Raw genomic sequence first — 14,318 nt, forward strand, 5'->3', positions numbered from 1 at the left:
GCTTGAATTCTTCTTAAAAACACGCTATTGTTATAAAACGTAATGATTACGATTTAATTCAGGTAAAGGAGTTTTTGTGATGACGGATCGATATGAATGGGTGATTGTTAGCGGAGGAATTCATGGAATGACGGTATTCAATGCCTTACGTGAAAAAGGAATCGATCGGGAGATGATACGGATCATCGACCGTCATCGGCAACCATTGATGAACTGGCTGAAACAAACCGAACGGATCGGCATGCCTTACCTGCGTTCAACTCGGGTGCACCACACTTCGACGAATCCGACGAGTCTCAGGCATCATGCTGAAGAACAGGATTATACACATCAAGCCTTCAAGGATACATACGGGCGACCATCCTTGGAATTATTCAACGACCATGCCCTTCAATTGGCGCAGCAAAATGAAGTGGAGGCGAGCTGGGTCCAAGGGGAAGTCGCACGGCTAAGACGAGAAAGCGGAACGTGGATCGTCTCGACAGACGAAGGCGAGTTATGGGCAAAACGTGTCGTTCTCGCCCTCGGACAATCGGAGCATCACGTCATGCCAGAGTGGGCGAAATCGGCGCGTCACGTTTTCTTATCGAAGCACGATACACCACCGGTCGTCATCATTGGAGGTGGAATCAGTGCCTTGCATCATACGATTCAATGTGCCGAGCGCTATCCTGGACAGGTGACCCTCCTTTCACGACGTCCGCTCGAAAAAAGTGCATTCGATGCGGATCGGAAGTTCATGGGACCAAAAGGATTGACGCCATTCAAGTCCTTGTCGGCTAGCGAAAAACGAGCGTTGATCGTACAGGAGCGTCGCCCCGGAACGGCAACACAGGACTTGATTCAACGTGTCCGTCATCTGATTCGGGAAGGAATCATCAGTCATGTGATTGGTGAAGTCGAGCAGGAAATCGATAGCGGAGTAAAGTTGACGGATGGCCGCATCATCACCGCTGAATCGATTATTTGCGCAACGGGTATCCGTCCGATGGTCGTCGAAGGATCTTGGCTTGAAGCGGTACAGCAAGAGTTGGATCTGCCATTGTCTCCTTGCCGGACGCCGTTATTAGATGAAGAAACCTTTGAATGGGGAGAGAACTTATTCGCGACAGGCAGCCTTGCTGATTTGACGGTCGGACCGTTCGCTCGGTCGATTTACGGAGGACAAGCCGCAGCACGTGCGATCGCCTCGACGATTGAAGAGAAGCAGACTTCACTTGCTTCCGTCTAAAAGGATAGAAAAAGCCCCGACCATATGACGTCATTGATGAGTCATGTGGTCGGGCCTTTTTTTAGAGGTAATCGAGTGGATTGACGCTGCTACCAGCTGATGTTGCGCTGTAGACGTACGATCCCTTATGGAGTTCAAAATGTAAGTGTGTCCCGAAAGCGTTACCTGTCTCGCCGACTGTACCGACTTTTTGACCTTGGGCGACAGTTTGACCGACCGAGACGGAGCGGCTATTCATATGTGCATACAGACTGATGAACGGCGATCCGTTGACAGTGTGTGAGACCATGACGTAGTTGCCGTATGCGCCTTTGAACTGAGACGTAATGACCTTACCGCTTGCTGTCGCATAGACTGGAGTACCTTTTGCTGCGCCATAATCGATACCGTTATGGAACGTATAGCCGTAAGCACCGCTTGCCTTACCATATCCTTGCGTGATCGGACCACTCGTTGGTGTCGCGAAGCTTTTTGACGTCGACGTCGAGGCTTTTGATGCGCCACTGCTGTTTGTCAGTGTCAAGACAGCATATTTCGAGACGTAGTCAGCGTGAACGAATCGTTTGTCGCCACCGTATAGGAACTTGATCCAGTCACCTGTCCGACCGAGGTAGCGGAATGTTTCGCCTTTATCGACACTTCCGACGACTGCACTGCTCGTCGAGTTGCTGCTACGAACGCGAAGATTGTCGACGTTGATTTTAATCTTATAGATACGTGTTACAGAATATTTCTTAACATATGTAGAAGAGACGTAGACTTTTTTCGAACCGTAGAGGATTTTTGTCCAGTTCCCTGTCCGACCGAGATACTTGTATGTGTCACCTTTTTCAAAACTCGTGACCGTGCCGTAAGACGTTGAAGGACCCGTCCGAGCGCGTAAGCCGTCTTCCATGACCTTCACTTTATAGAACGTCGTTGCTGCATCCGCACGCGGGATGGCAAATGATGCAAAACTTGCGACAGCGATGGCTGTCGCCGAGACACCTTTCCAAAAACCATGCATGATTCATTCCTCCTGAGTATGTAATCTGTGTGACCAAACCGTTATGTAAATTTCATAGATGAGTATAACATTTACGAAAATGTTTAATTGTTACATTCACATTTCGATATTATTTCAATAAATTATATTAAACGAACTTAATTTTATTCTTTTTCCAATAATCCTTAAAATCCTTTGACAAGATTGGATGGAATTGGATAAGATAAAATGCCCATTGAAAACAAAAAAGATACCTCATCTGAGGTATCTTGAAATGCTTATAAGAAAGCGAGTGGGTTGACACTGCTTGCTGCTGAAGAACCGCTGTAGACATAGTTTCCACGGTGTATCTCGAAGTGCAAGTGTGATCCAGAAGAGTTCCCTGTACTACCGACAGCTCCGATGTTCGCGCCTTTCGGGATCGATTGACCGACGAAGACAGAACGTTTGCTAAGGTGAGCATACACCGTTGTGTACGAAATACCGTTCACTTTATGTTGGACCATGACATGGTTACCATAAGCTCCCTGATATGACGATTTGATGACTTTTCCGGCAGCAGCTGCTTTAACTGGTGTTCCAGTAGGTGCTCCGAAGTCGATTCCGTTATGGAACGTGTAGCCGTATTTCCCGCTAGCATTCCCGTAGCCTTGTGTGATCGATCCGCTTGTCGGACGCATGAATCCGGTCGACGAAGAGAATGATGCTTTCTTCGCTGATTTACTAGAAGCGCTATACTTCTTGACGTAACCAGAATAGACGAAGCGTTTTTCACCTTTATGCATGATCTTCGTCCAGTTTCCTGTCCGACCGAGGTATTTGAATGTTTGACCCGCATTGACGCCGTCGACGATGCGGTGTTTTAACGATGGGCCAGTCCGGACGCGGAGTCCGTCTGCTTTGATTTTAACTTTATACGATGAGCCAGAAGAGGCTTCAACCTTACCTGTACCCGTAGCTGCAAAACCTGAAACAACGAGGGCGCTCATTGCTAACGTCGTAATTGTTCGTTTCATGAATGTTCCTCCTAAGTTGAATATCTAGTGTTGTCGTCGGAATGACATCTATAGAAGTGGATGCGTTTAGTGTGTGTTGAAGTGAGTGATGCGGTCATTTGACTAACGAGAGTATAGCATTCAAACATCAGACGTTTGTGTTTCAATTTGATTGCTTAAATATATTCTAATAACAATTGTTGTAATATTGAATACATATTCAATCTCAAAATCCCTTAAAATCAAGATGAATCCGTGTTACAACGAGATGAATTTGATGACAAAACGCAATCATGGGAAATGATGAGAAAGTATGGGAGTCTAATAAGAAGAGAGTAGGTAATGGGATGGATTTGACGTTTACAGTAAATCAAAAAAAGCTTAACATTCGCGCAGTGGCGCTACTCATCCAAGACGGACATCTCTTGATTCATCGTCAAGGAGAAGATGATTTTTGGTCATTACCGGGAGGACGTGTCCAGTTCGGTGAAAATGGTGCCAAAGCGATTGAACGTGAATTAGTAGAAGAACTCGGTCAGTCGATTGAGCCACCGGTCTTCCGTTTCCTGCATGAAAATTTCTTTGGGTACGCTGATCACGAGTTTCATGAACTAGGATTGTTTTATGAAGTCGTTTGCAAAAAACCGCTGCCTTTATTAACAGAGGATTTTTACGGTCCAGAAGGTGAAGGGTTGACGTATCGCTTCGTTCCGTTTGACAAACTGGATCAGTATACATTGTATCCAAGTGAACTATCAAACATGCTCCAAACGAATGTATTCCCGACACTGTTGACGAATGACATCTGACTTTTCCAGAAAAACGTTTATAGATGTATCGCAAGGGAATGGTTAATCATGTAGTTCATTCCAACAGTGATAAGGGAGCTGATCGTTCATGAGAGAAGAACAGTTCGAAGCGATGCATCAAGAAGCACGAGGGCAGACGCAGGAACAACAACCCGGTGTCGAGTATGCCATGAAACCAGAACCGATTTACGATGATCCGGACTATGTCGGTTCAGGAAAACTGACGGGGAAGGTCGCGCTGATCACGGGCGGGGATAGTGGAATCGGTCGTGCCGTTGCTGTCGCTTATGCGAAAGAAGGGGCAAACGTCGCGATCGTTTACTTAAATGAGGGGAAAGACGCGGAAAAGACGAAATCGTTGATTGAAGGCTACGGGGTCAAAGCCTTAAAAATCGCAAAAGATGTCAGTCAACCGGAAAATGCACAAGAGATCATCGATACGGTCATTGCGGAATTCGGTCAATTGAACATTGTCGTCAATAATGCCGGGAAACAATTCCCGCAGGATGATTTTCTTTCGATTACACCAGATCAATTGAAGGAAACGTTCGAGACGAATGTCTTTTCGATGTTCTATTTGATTCAAGCGGCGCTTCCGCATTTGCATAAAGAAGATGCAATCATCAATACCTCATCGGTGACGGCTTATCGTGGGGCACCGACGTTGATCGATTACTCAGCCACAAAAGGGGCAATTACGACATTAACACGTTCACTCGCCTCGAGCTTGATTGAGAAGGGAATCCGCGTTAATGCCGTCGCACCCGGTCCGATTTGGACGCCACTCATTCCGGCGACGTTCTCGAAGGAGAAAGTCGAGTCGCATGGGGAAGATACATTAATGAAACGCCGGGGACAACCGTCGGAAAATGCACCGGCTTATGTCTATCTGGCTTCTCGCGATTCAAGTTACATCACGGGTCAGACGATTCATATCAATGGCGGCGATTACATCACGTCTTAAGGGGGAGATCAAGATGAAGAAAAATCCGAATGAAGTGCCAGAACGCGAACCGGATCATCAACCGGATGAGATACCGCAGACACCACCGAGTGAGGTGCCAGATACGCCACAGGAAGACCCGGTCCGTCAACCGGAACCGGATACGTTCCCAGAACCGACTGAGATTCCGGATACACCGCAGGAGGATCCGAATCCCTATTAATGAGTGAAGTGACCACTATCCAAAATTGGATGGTGGTTTTTTCGTGATAAAGAAGACAAACTATCTTGACAGTCAAACTGTATGGTGAGTATGATACAGAAGAGAAGTGTATTATTGTTTTAATACATTAAACAAAAAAGGGAGGTCTACCGATGCAGTTCGACCAAAGAAGCCCGGTGTATCTGCAGGTCGTCCGTTGGTTCAAACAACGAATCGCGACCGAGGAATTGCAAAGCGGGCAAGAGATCCCGTCCCGCCGCGAAATCGCCGCACAGCTCGGAATCAATCCGAATACCGCACAAAAAGCATACAAAGAGATGGAGGAGCAGCAATTGATTACGACAGAACGGAATGTCCCGAGTAAGATTACACGCGATCCACAAGTTGTCCAAAAAGTACGTGCTGAGATGCTGGAAGAAGCCGTCTCTGAATTCATCGATGCCGTCAAAGCGATTCAAATTCCACTCGACGAGGTCGTCTCGAAGATCGAGACGGTGTATCAGGAAACGGAACGGAGGAAGATCGATGCTTGAAGTCCATGGCTTACAAAAGAAATACGGTAAAAAACCAGTTCTTCAAGGCGTCTCGTTTTCCGTTCCAATGGATCAATTGACGTGTCTGATTGGACTAAACGGTGAGGGGAAATCGACGATCCTGAAGGCAATCGCAGGTCTTGTCCCGGTTAACGCGGGAACAGTTCTCATCGATGGCGAGATCAACCGAAATAAGATTGCCTTTGTTCCGGATATCCAGACGATGCCCGGCTACATGACGGTTGGTGATGCGCTGACGTACATGGCGGATTATTATTCCGACTGGAACCCGGCGACAGCGGATGAGCTAATGCGGATCTTCCAGCTACTCTCGACAGATAAGATCACGGACTTATCAAAAGGGAACCAAGCGAAGGTCAGCTTGATCCTCGGTTTCGCTCTCGATCGTCCGTACTTATTACTCGACGAACCATTCGCTGGGATCGATCTGTTTACGAAGGAACAGATTGCAGGATTATTCTCGAGTCACTTCATGGAAGGACGCGGCATCCTGATGACGACACACGAAATTCAGGAAATCGAGCACTTGATCGATCGAGTCGTCTTCTTACAGGACGGTCGAATCATCGATGAACATGAGACGGAAGAGATGCGAGAACTGTACGGGAAGTCGGTTCAGGACCGGATGCGGGAGGTTTACCTTCGATGAAACAATACATACAATTGACGAATGAAGAGATCAAACGGAGTTTTAAGCTTTATATAATCGCCGTGCTTGTGATGGCAGCGATTGAGCTGGTATCGGTCGTTGTAAACGTCAAACTACATGAGCGCAGAATCGAAGATTACTTGAAGGCGAATACTGCTACTTTGTATGACGCATTCAATGACATTGGAAAAATTTCGTTCATTAATACAACCTCCTTTTTCAGTTACATGACATTGATTGGTATGGCGTTAGTCGTTATTTATACAATTCAGATTTGGTACCGGGATTGGGTTGGTGAAACGAAATATATCTATCGTTTATTGATGCTTCCAGGAAATCGAGCAAGCATTTTCTTCTCGAAGTGGACGACATTACTTTTGATCATCACGAGTTTTCTCGGTATCCAGTGGTGTTTGATCCAATTCGGAAATCTATTATTTAATTGGTCTGTCCGAGTTGACTATCTGGATAAAGACAGTCATCGCACACTAGGAAGTACGTTAGGCGAACTCTTTTCGTTGAATTTGACGAATTTATTTGTAATTCTTTCAATATCGATGTTTATCGTGAGTTTTATATTCCTTCTTGTTTTAATCGAACGTTCTTACCGTAAATGGACTGGTCTTCTGAGAATGGGAGTCGAGATTTTCATCGTGGTTATTTTTACTGTGACAGGTCTTTATTTCTTAGAGCAAACTAAATTATTGTTGAACTCAGAAAAGACGCTTGTATTGATTGGGTTGTTCGTCCTCTATTTTGCTTATGTGATTTGGAGAAGTCTACGTTTATTAAAATGGAAAATTACGGTTTAAGGAGGACACTATGCGTTCGATAAAATATGTTTTACTTTTAGGCGTCATCTCTATCGTGTCTTTAGGAATTTATGTGGGACAAGTACTTTCGTTCGATAAGACGAAATTCGTCGTTGAAACAAAAAAAGGTGATCCAAACGAAGAAGTCGTCCGAAACATGCAACTTAGTCTTAGTGAGTGGGGACAAAATCCGAATGAATATAGTATTTCGATGAATGGGGATATGACGAAGGATAGTCAAACAATACTTTCGTTACTTTTTTATAATGAATCTAATTGGACCGATGCTCCACGATCGTTCCAACAATTTGCTTGGAAGAATGATACACATGTGTTTACAAAAGATTCGATTACATATGGAATCAATAGATTAAGCGAAAATAAACTTGAACTTCAGTATTGGAATGCGCAGACTAAGAAATTGACGAGCACAACGATTAAGCTGCCTGAAGATCAAATGAATAAACAGTTACGTTTTTCTCCGTTTCAACGAACAAAGGACAAGTTACTCATTGATGCGACCCCTCTTAATAGACAGATTGAAAGAGAATATATCTACCAAATCGATTTAAAAAAGAAAACGATAACTAAAATCAAATTACCTGACCGTTTAGGAAAAGGTGATACGATTCGATCGTTATACAATGGAAAAATGATTGTCGATCAATTAAAAGAATTGGAATATCCTGATGATTTTTTGTCTGAAACCGTCGTAAAGGATGGTCAACAAACAAAAGTATTAAAAGAATTCGATCAAGTCAACGAATCAAATGTCATAAATGATGGTAAATATTATCTAGGACTTCTTGAAATCTCTCTGAAACCATCGAGTAAGAAAAAGTTAAGATGGTTAATCTATGATGTTGAGTCAGAGCGACTAATTACCAAAACGATTAACCTCGAATCTCCTACATTAGAAGAAGATTTTTCCCATACGAGCTTTACTGTAGATCACGACCATATCTATTTCGCTTATCGAACGAAAAAAGATGAGGTCAAATCATTGGTGATCAATCCGGTGACATCTGAAATCGTTTACGAAGCTAATATTCAGAAACAAGGTTCGAAAAATAACATTTATCTAAATGAAGTCGTAACAAATTAATAAAAGTAACCAATTTCTACACATCACTTGAAACCTACCGTTTTCTTCCAACGTATAAAGACTATACGAAGGGGGGACTGACATGCAATTCTTGATTTTTGTCGTTTTCGCAGGTGCCATGTATTGGTTCTACTACAACTTCTTACTCGGGTATCGTAAGAAGAACATCACGCTGACGTTCGATGATCGGTTTTATTCACTCGACGAACATGTCTCAGCCATCGAACAAAAGCTCGCAACGGATGGGCACTCGGCACGTTATCTCGGTGACCGTCGTTTCGAAGTTGATGGCAAACCCTATCTGTTCCTCGAGCGGACAGTCTCAGTCGGCGGGGTTCCGACACAGCAGACGATTCTCGAGCAACAAAAAAATAACTCTCCCGCGTACGGGAGAGTTTTTTCGTTAGACTGGAATCCGGTCAAGGGGATGCGGTTGCTGCGACGAACGATACCAGCGCATGATCCAGTGATCGATACCGATATGATACGCAAAGCGTCCTGCAGCCAGTAAGGCGATTGACGCTGCTAGGAACAATGGGTTTAACGCAATCGTCCCAGCGAGTAAGTAATTGAGATTCATGATGCTTCCGACGACCAGTGCAGGAACCGTCAACAGACTAAGAATCAACAGGATCCCGACGACGAGTTCCGCGAACGGAATCAAGGCGTTGATCAGCCCGACGTTCGGTAAGGCGAGTTGCTCGATCCACGTCGCATACCACGAACTGACGAGTGCGTCTTCGCCAGTTGACTTCGCAAGCGCTCCTTCGAGAAACGGCTTCGCATCGAAGCCATTAATGTACTTACCGATTCCGGCGATGAACCACTGGATTCCGAGCCAGAGTCGGATGATCGTCAATAGACCGAGACCGATGATGTGTAATGCTTTCACTTTCAGACACTCCTCTACTACAACATAGTCCCCATCATACTGAAAAATCATCAGCGAGATGGGGACTATCATCATAACGTCATCGAACCGTCATCGACCTGTTACAAAAAAAGGATAAGGTAACGGTTTCATGACCGTTGATCGAGGCGATGACTGATTGCAGTCAATAAAGCGGCAACTAGCGCAACAAGCCCACCGACGAGTGCCGTGTTCATCATCGGACCGTTCGCATAGACGATGCCACCGAGTGCCGAACCAAAAGCGATCCCGACGTTACTCGCAACCGGCATCAATGAAGCAGCGAGTCCTTTTGCTTCCGGATTGAACTTCTCAGCGAGATCAATTAGGTAGATTTGTGTCGAAGTCGTCAGTAAAATCGACATCAACGACATCAAGGCGATGTTGAACAGACCAAGCGGAAGGGATGCTGTCGTGAAGTATAACGCAGCAAGTACGATTGCTTGTACGACGAAGACGAATCGTAAGCGTCCCATCGGATTTTTGCTAGCGATCTTGCCGGCAAGGATGTTACTGAAGATCGAGACGACGCCGTAAGCGAGCAGGATCGGACTAATCCACGTTTTCGCAATCCCAAGTTCTGTTTGCAGGATCGGTACAAGGTACGTGTAGACGACGTAGGTTGCCCCGAATCCGAATGACGGAATGAAGAAAGCAATCAAGATTCGTGGATTAGCGAGCAATCCGAGCTGTTCCTTAATCGAACCAGAACCCGTCGATTGCTGGACCGGAACGATCTTTAAAACAGCGAGGAACGCGATTATTCCCATGACCGTCGTCAGCCAGAACGTGGCTTCGAAGCCAGCGTGTTGCCCGATGAACGTACCAATCGGAACACCTAAAACGTTCGCAAGTGTAAAACCACCGAAAATGAACGAGACGGCAACACCGCGCTTCGCGACAGGTACACCGTCACTTGCGACGACCATTGCGAGTGAGATCAAGACACCAGTCAGGATGGCTGTCAGAATGCGGGTTGCGAGCAATACTTCGTAACTTGGTGCAAAACTACTGGCAAGATTCAATAGTATCCAAGCAAGTAAGAGACGTAGGATCAGGCGACGCCGTTCCAGATGACCGGTCATCGACATGACGATCGGCGTACCAATCGCAAAAGAGATGGCAAATGCCGAGACGAGCGTACCGGCTGTTGCGATCGTGATATCAAGGGCTGAGGAGATTTCAGCGAGGATCCCGACGATGACGAATTCGCTTGTTCCGAGAACGAATGTCAGGAGCGACAACGTAGCAATCAAGAGCCAATCGCGTCGACTTAAACGAGTAGTAGGTGACATGGATGATTCCTCAATTCTAGCGCTTGCGCGCGAAACTATGAGTAACAGGATAGCATGAAACGATTTCGTCGGGTATCGCAAAGCGAGATTTCGGGAAAAGAACCATTATTCGAAATAGCGTGTGAATTTCCAGGCTTGCTATTTTTTGCGTATACTACAGAAGAAGACTAATTATAAAGGAGTGGAAACGATGCAAGCGACAGTGACATGGAACAAACAGATGGGGTTTAGTGGACAGACGGAATCAGGGCATCATCTTGCGATGGACGCAGCACCCGAAAACGGTGGTGAAAACCAAGCACCACGACCGACCGAACTCTTGCTACATGCCGTTGCCGGCTGTACTGGAATTGATATCGTCTCGATTTTAGAGAAGATGCGCTTGACGATCACCCATTTCGAAATGGATATCGAAGGAGAACGGGCAGAGGATCATCCGCGACGTTTTACGTCGATCTCGATTCATTACCGGCTTGAAGGTGATCTCCCGGAAGATAAGGTCCGTCGTGCCATCTCGTTATCAAAGGATAAATATTGTTCGGTCTCGCAATCCCTGAATGCTGAGATTTCCGTCTATTATTCGATCAATGGTGTGCGGAGCGAGGATCCTTTGTGAAGAAAGTCGTACTGATCGGTTGCCTGTTGCTTGCAGGGTGTGCGCAGGAGACGACGGAACCAACGAAACCATCACAATCGGAAACGAAGCAACCGACAGAAGAAAAGAAACCGAAACCTGAGCCAACGAAAGAGGAACGACAACAAGCACGATTAAAGCAGCAACTTAAAACGATGTCGACGTCAGAAAAGATCGATCAACTGCTCTACATCGGAGTCGCCGGCACGGAACTTTCAGCAGCTGACCGAAATTTGTTACAGACGCATGCGATTGGCGGGGTCTTATTGCTCGGCGGAAACATTACGTCGGAAGAGCAACTCTTGACGTTCACGCGTGCGATTCAAGAGACGAACCAAAAACCGTATGCGTTCGTCGGGATTGATGAAGAAGGCGGACGCGTCAGCCGGGTACCGGATCAACGATTACGGTTACCGACGAGTCAACGGATAGCGCAAGGAGCAGATGCTGCGAAAATGGAAGACGTCGGACGTACGCTCGGTCATTTGTCACAATTTTATGGCTTCAACATGGACTTCGCGCCGGTCCTTGACGTCAACAGTAATCCGAACAATCCGATCATCGGCGACCGTGCGTTAAGTGCTGATCCGAATACCGTCGCGACGCTTGGTACGGCCCTGATGCACGGGATGCAGGAGACGGGAACGATTCCGGTCGTCAAACATTTTCCCGGTCACGGCAATACGAGTGTCGATTCCCATGTCGGGCTACCGAAAGTGACGGCATCAAAGGAAGAATTGAAGCGGACGGAGCTGTTACCGTTCCAAGAAGCGATTCAAGAGGGCGCCGAGATGGTGATGGTCGCCCATATTCTCTATCCCGCGTATGACGATATGAATCCGTCCTCGCTCTCAAAGCCGATCTTGACTGACCTCTTGCGTCAACAACTCGGATTCAACGGTGTCATCATCACGGATGATCTCGTCATGGGGGCGATCACGAAACAATATGGTCTCGCAGAAGCGGCACGTCAGTCGCTCGTCAATGGAGCTGATATGGCGATGTTTTCAGAGGCAGGTGCTTACACAAAGGTCCATGCTGAAGTGATGCAAGCCGTCAAAGACAAAACGCTGACGCCGGAGATGCTCGATGCTAAAGTAATGCGCATCCTGAAGCTAAAGAAGACGTATGCCGACAGCCAAGAGCAACAGCGACCGACGAAATCGGAGCTGATTCAGCAAGTGGAAGCGCTCAACTAGGACTAGCGAAGCAAAGCGACTCATGCTAGACTAATGGGGCAAGCCAATTAAACACGAAAAGACACTAGGGGAGTCTCCCAGCAGACTGAGACGGAAGTATCCGGACCCTTTGAACCTGATCTAGTTCGTACTAGCGGAGGGAAGTGGCTCGAAATCCTAGATATCCTTAGCGCTTCAGCGCATTTTCGGACCACTCCCTTCAACATCGGGAGTGGTCCTTTTTCGTATGGAAAGGAAGAACATGATGCGTTTACATCTGATTTCGACGGGATCCATTAATCCGCTTGACGAAATAAAGACCTTTCAATCGCTTCAACCTTATACGGATCAGCTGCATCTACGAGAACCGAACTTATCGGCGGCAGAATTACTTGATCTGATTGAAGCGCTCCTTACACATGGTTATTCGCCTGATCAGTTAACGGTTCATGATCGGGTCGACGTCGCCCATGTCGCCGGCATCGGTGTGCAGCTGACGCGACGGTCCTTGCGTGTCCGCGATGTGCGACGTCATTTTCCGAATCTCGTCATCGGGAAATCGGTCCATTCACTAGCAGAGGCACTGGCAGCAGAAGCGGAAGGAGCCGACCGACTGCTGTACGGTCATATTTATCCGACAGAGTCGAAGCCGGACGTGCCACCACGAGGTATTGACGCCTTGAAGCAAGTCGTCACCTTCACGACGAAACCAGTCATTGCGATCGGTGGGATTACACCAGAACGCATGCCTGAAATCGCAGCGACCGGTGTAACCGGAATCGCCGTCTTATCGGGTATTCTCGGTCAATCGGATCCACTCGCCGCCGTCAAGCATTATCAGGGGGTACGGGTATGACGAATCACATCATCATCGGCGGTGGAGTCATCGGTTTGACGCTTGCTTACGGTCTCGCCTGTCAGAATGAATCCGTCGTCGTCTTAGAACGCGGAGCAGGTGGACAAGGAACGAGTCGCGCGGCTGCCGGGATGCTTGCGACGGACATCGAGCTCAGAGAGGAATTGCATGCACTTGCCGCGCGAAGCCGTCGTCTGTATCCGCTGCTTGCACGTCGTCTCGAGCGAGAAACAGGCATCGATTGTGGATACCGGGAACAACCATTTTTGTTAAAGCGTAAAGGGCGCGAGCATCTGTTTCCAGTGGTCGGTCAAATCGATCCACGACGACTGACGACTGCATTGATATATGCCTTACGAAAGCGTGGGGTACCAATCGAAGAACAGGTGGAGGTCACACATATCGAAGAGAACGTTGACTTCATCAGGATCGAATCGAATGCGGGAATCTGGACCGGACGAACGGTGACGGTCGCTGCCGGACGGGGTTCGCAAGCCTTGCTCGATACAGCCGGCATTTCGATTGCGACATATGGGGTCAAAGGGGAGTGTCTCGCAGTCCGTCTCGCGGGCCAGCCGTTACGCTCGATCCTGTTTGACGCCGCCGTCTACCTCGTGCCAAAAGCTGACGGACGGATTTTGATCGGTGCGACCGAACTACCGCACGACGAGACGGTCGGCGTCAGTGTCGCAGGGGTCACGTCATTGCTTCAAGCAGCAGAACGACTTTATCCACCGATTCGTGACGCGGTCATCGAAGAAGTCTGGTCCGGTGTACGACCGCAAACGGTGTCCGGCTTGCCATATATCGGAGTTGCCGCGTCTTCTCGTCGGATCTTCCTAGCGACCGGGCATCATCGGCATGGCATATTACTCGCACCGGCGACAGCGGAAGTCTTGGCAAATACATTACGGTTGATCCAGAAGGAGGAAGTCCGATGAACATTACGATTAATGGCAATGACCACACGATCGAGCAGATTGAAACGATCGAGGACATGCTCACACAACTCGGCTTAGGGGAAAAGCTCGTCATCGTCGAACAGAATCGACAAATCATCGATCGCATGGCGTACGGTCAGACAGTCGTTCGGGACAATGACACATTTGAAATCGTTCATTTCGTAGGAGGAGGATAAA

General features: G+C 47.3%; 18 protein-coding genes and 1 riboswitch. Of the genes, 14 read left to right on the forward strand and 4 right to left on the reverse strand.

Annotated features, from left to right (window positions below):
* The first annotated feature begins 79 nt into the window (after nt 1-79).
* Nucleotides 80-1,231, forward strand: a complete 1,152-nt coding sequence (locus P401_RS0103995; RefSeq protein ID WP_051656235.1) for an FAD/NAD(P)-binding protein — start codon at nt 80-82, stop codon at nt 1,229-1,231.
* Nucleotides 1,232-1,292: 61 nt separating this feature from the next.
* Here P401_RS0103995 and P401_RS0104000 read toward each other — a convergent pair whose 3' ends face one another.
* Nucleotides 1,293-2,237 carry a peptidoglycan DD-metalloendopeptidase family protein gene (locus tag P401_RS0104000; RefSeq protein ID WP_029341320.1) on the reverse strand — a complete coding sequence of 315 codons (945 nt, stop codon included), beginning with the start codon at nt 2,235-2,237 and terminating at the stop codon, nt 1,293-1,295.
* Between the two features lie 257 nt (nt 2,238-2,494).
* Nucleotides 2,495-3,232 carry a peptidoglycan DD-metalloendopeptidase family protein gene (locus tag P401_RS0104005; protein ID WP_029341321.1) on the reverse strand — a complete coding sequence of 246 codons (738 nt, stop codon included), beginning with the start codon at nt 3,230-3,232 and terminating at the stop codon, nt 2,495-2,497.
* Nucleotides 3,233-3,558: 326 nt separating this feature from the next.
* On the opposite strand from P401_RS0104005, the gene P401_RS0104010 reads away from it, so the two are divergent.
* The 8 genes from P401_RS0104010 to P401_RS18235 all read left to right on the forward strand — a co-directional run bounded on the left by P401_RS0104010 (nt 3,559) and on the right by P401_RS18235 (nt 8,817).
* Nucleotides 3,559-4,020, forward strand: a complete 462-nt coding sequence (locus P401_RS0104010) for an NUDIX hydrolase (RefSeq protein ID WP_029341322.1) — start codon at nt 3,559-3,561, stop codon at nt 4,018-4,020.
* A gap of 88 nt (nt 4,021-4,108) precedes the next feature.
* Nucleotides 4,109-4,984, forward strand: a complete 876-nt coding sequence (locus P401_RS0104015) for an SDR family oxidoreductase (RefSeq protein WP_029341323.1) — start codon at nt 4,109-4,111, stop codon at nt 4,982-4,984.
* A 13-nt stretch (nt 4,985-4,997) separates the two neighbouring features.
* Nucleotides 4,998-5,186: a hypothetical protein gene (locus P401_RS0104020; RefSeq protein ID WP_029341324.1), complete on the forward strand. Its 189-nt coding sequence runs from the start codon at nt 4,998-5,000 to the stop codon at nt 5,184-5,186.
* A 152-nt stretch (nt 5,187-5,338) separates the two neighbouring features.
* On the forward strand, nt 5,339-5,719 hold the full coding sequence (locus tag P401_RS0104025) for a GntR family transcriptional regulator (RefSeq protein WP_029341325.1): 381 nt from the start codon (nt 5,339-5,341) through the stop codon (nt 5,717-5,719).
* Nucleotides 5,712-6,389: an ATP-binding cassette domain-containing protein gene (locus P401_RS0104030; RefSeq protein WP_029341326.1), complete on the forward strand. Its 678-nt coding sequence runs from the start codon at nt 5,712-5,714 to the stop codon at nt 6,387-6,389. Before P401_RS0104025 ends, P401_RS0104030 begins: the two co-directional genes overlap by 8 nt.
* Complete coding sequence (locus P401_RS0104035) at nt 6,386-7,201, forward strand: hypothetical protein (protein ID WP_029341327.1); 816 nt, start codon at nt 6,386-6,388, stop codon at nt 7,199-7,201. The genes P401_RS0104030 and P401_RS0104035 overlap by 4 nt, the downstream gene beginning before the upstream one ends.
* Nucleotides 7,202-7,211: 10 nt before the next feature.
* Nucleotides 7,212-8,306: a hypothetical protein gene (locus P401_RS0104040; protein WP_029341328.1), complete on the forward strand. Its 1,095-nt coding sequence runs from the start codon at nt 7,212-7,214 to the stop codon at nt 8,304-8,306.
* An 82-nt stretch (nt 8,307-8,388) separates the two neighbouring features.
* Nucleotides 8,389-8,817, forward strand: coding sequence for a hypothetical protein (locus P401_RS18235; protein ID WP_201770437.1), 429 nt, complete (start codon nt 8,389-8,391; stop codon nt 8,815-8,817).
* Here P401_RS18235 and P401_RS0104045 read toward each other — a convergent pair.
* Both P401_RS0104045 and P401_RS0104050 read right to left on the reverse strand, forming a co-directional pair.
* On the reverse strand, nt 8,710-9,198 hold the full coding sequence (locus tag P401_RS0104045) for a DoxX family membrane protein (RefSeq protein ID WP_051656236.1): 489 nt from the start codon (nt 9,196-9,198) through the stop codon (nt 8,710-8,712). The genes P401_RS18235 and P401_RS0104045 overlap by 108 nt on opposite strands.
* Before the next feature lie 128 nt (nt 9,199-9,326).
* A complete protein-coding gene (locus tag P401_RS0104050; RefSeq protein ID WP_029341330.1) occupies nt 9,327-10,511 on the reverse strand; it encodes an MFS transporter in 1,185 nt (394 codons plus the stop codon).
* A gap of 190 nt (nt 10,512-10,701) precedes the next feature.
* Here P401_RS0104050 and P401_RS0104055 point away from each other — a divergent pair, with 190 nt between their 5' ends.
* From P401_RS0104055 to thiS, 5 genes are all read left to right on the forward strand, one after another.
* Nucleotides 10,702-11,127, forward strand: coding sequence for an OsmC family protein (locus P401_RS0104055; RefSeq protein WP_023467853.1), 426 nt, complete (start codon nt 10,702-10,704; stop codon nt 11,125-11,127).
* Complete coding sequence (gene nagZ / locus P401_RS0104060; protein WP_029341331.1) at nt 11,124-12,344, forward strand: beta-N-acetylhexosaminidase; 1,221 nt, start codon at nt 11,124-11,126, stop codon at nt 12,342-12,344. The genes P401_RS0104055 and nagZ overlap by 4 nt, the downstream gene beginning before the upstream one ends.
* Before the next feature lie 56 nt (nt 12,345-12,400).
* A riboswitch (TPP riboswitch) is annotated at nt 12,401-12,503 on the forward strand.
* 82 nt (nt 12,504-12,585) lie between these two features.
* Complete coding sequence (locus tag P401_RS0104065; RefSeq protein WP_034785954.1) at nt 12,586-13,179, forward strand: thiamine phosphate synthase; 594 nt, start codon at nt 12,586-12,588, stop codon at nt 13,177-13,179.
* Nucleotides 13,176-14,120, forward strand: a complete 945-nt coding sequence (locus tag P401_RS0104070; protein WP_051656237.1) for an FAD-dependent oxidoreductase — start codon at nt 13,176-13,178, stop codon at nt 14,118-14,120. Before P401_RS0104065 ends, P401_RS0104070 begins: the two co-directional genes overlap by 4 nt.
* Entirely contained in the window at nt 14,117-14,317 is a 201-nt protein-coding gene (gene thiS / locus P401_RS0104075) for a sulfur carrier protein ThiS (protein ID WP_029341334.1), read from the forward strand. The genes P401_RS0104070 and thiS overlap by 4 nt, the downstream gene beginning before the upstream one ends.
* Nucleotide 14,318: the final 1 nt, after the last annotated feature.

Origin of the sequence: Exiguobacterium acetylicum DSM 20416, from assembly GCF_000702605.1 — a bacterium.
GTDB lineage: Bacteria > Bacillota > Bacilli > Exiguobacteriales > Exiguobacteriaceae > Exiguobacterium_A > Exiguobacterium_A acetylicum.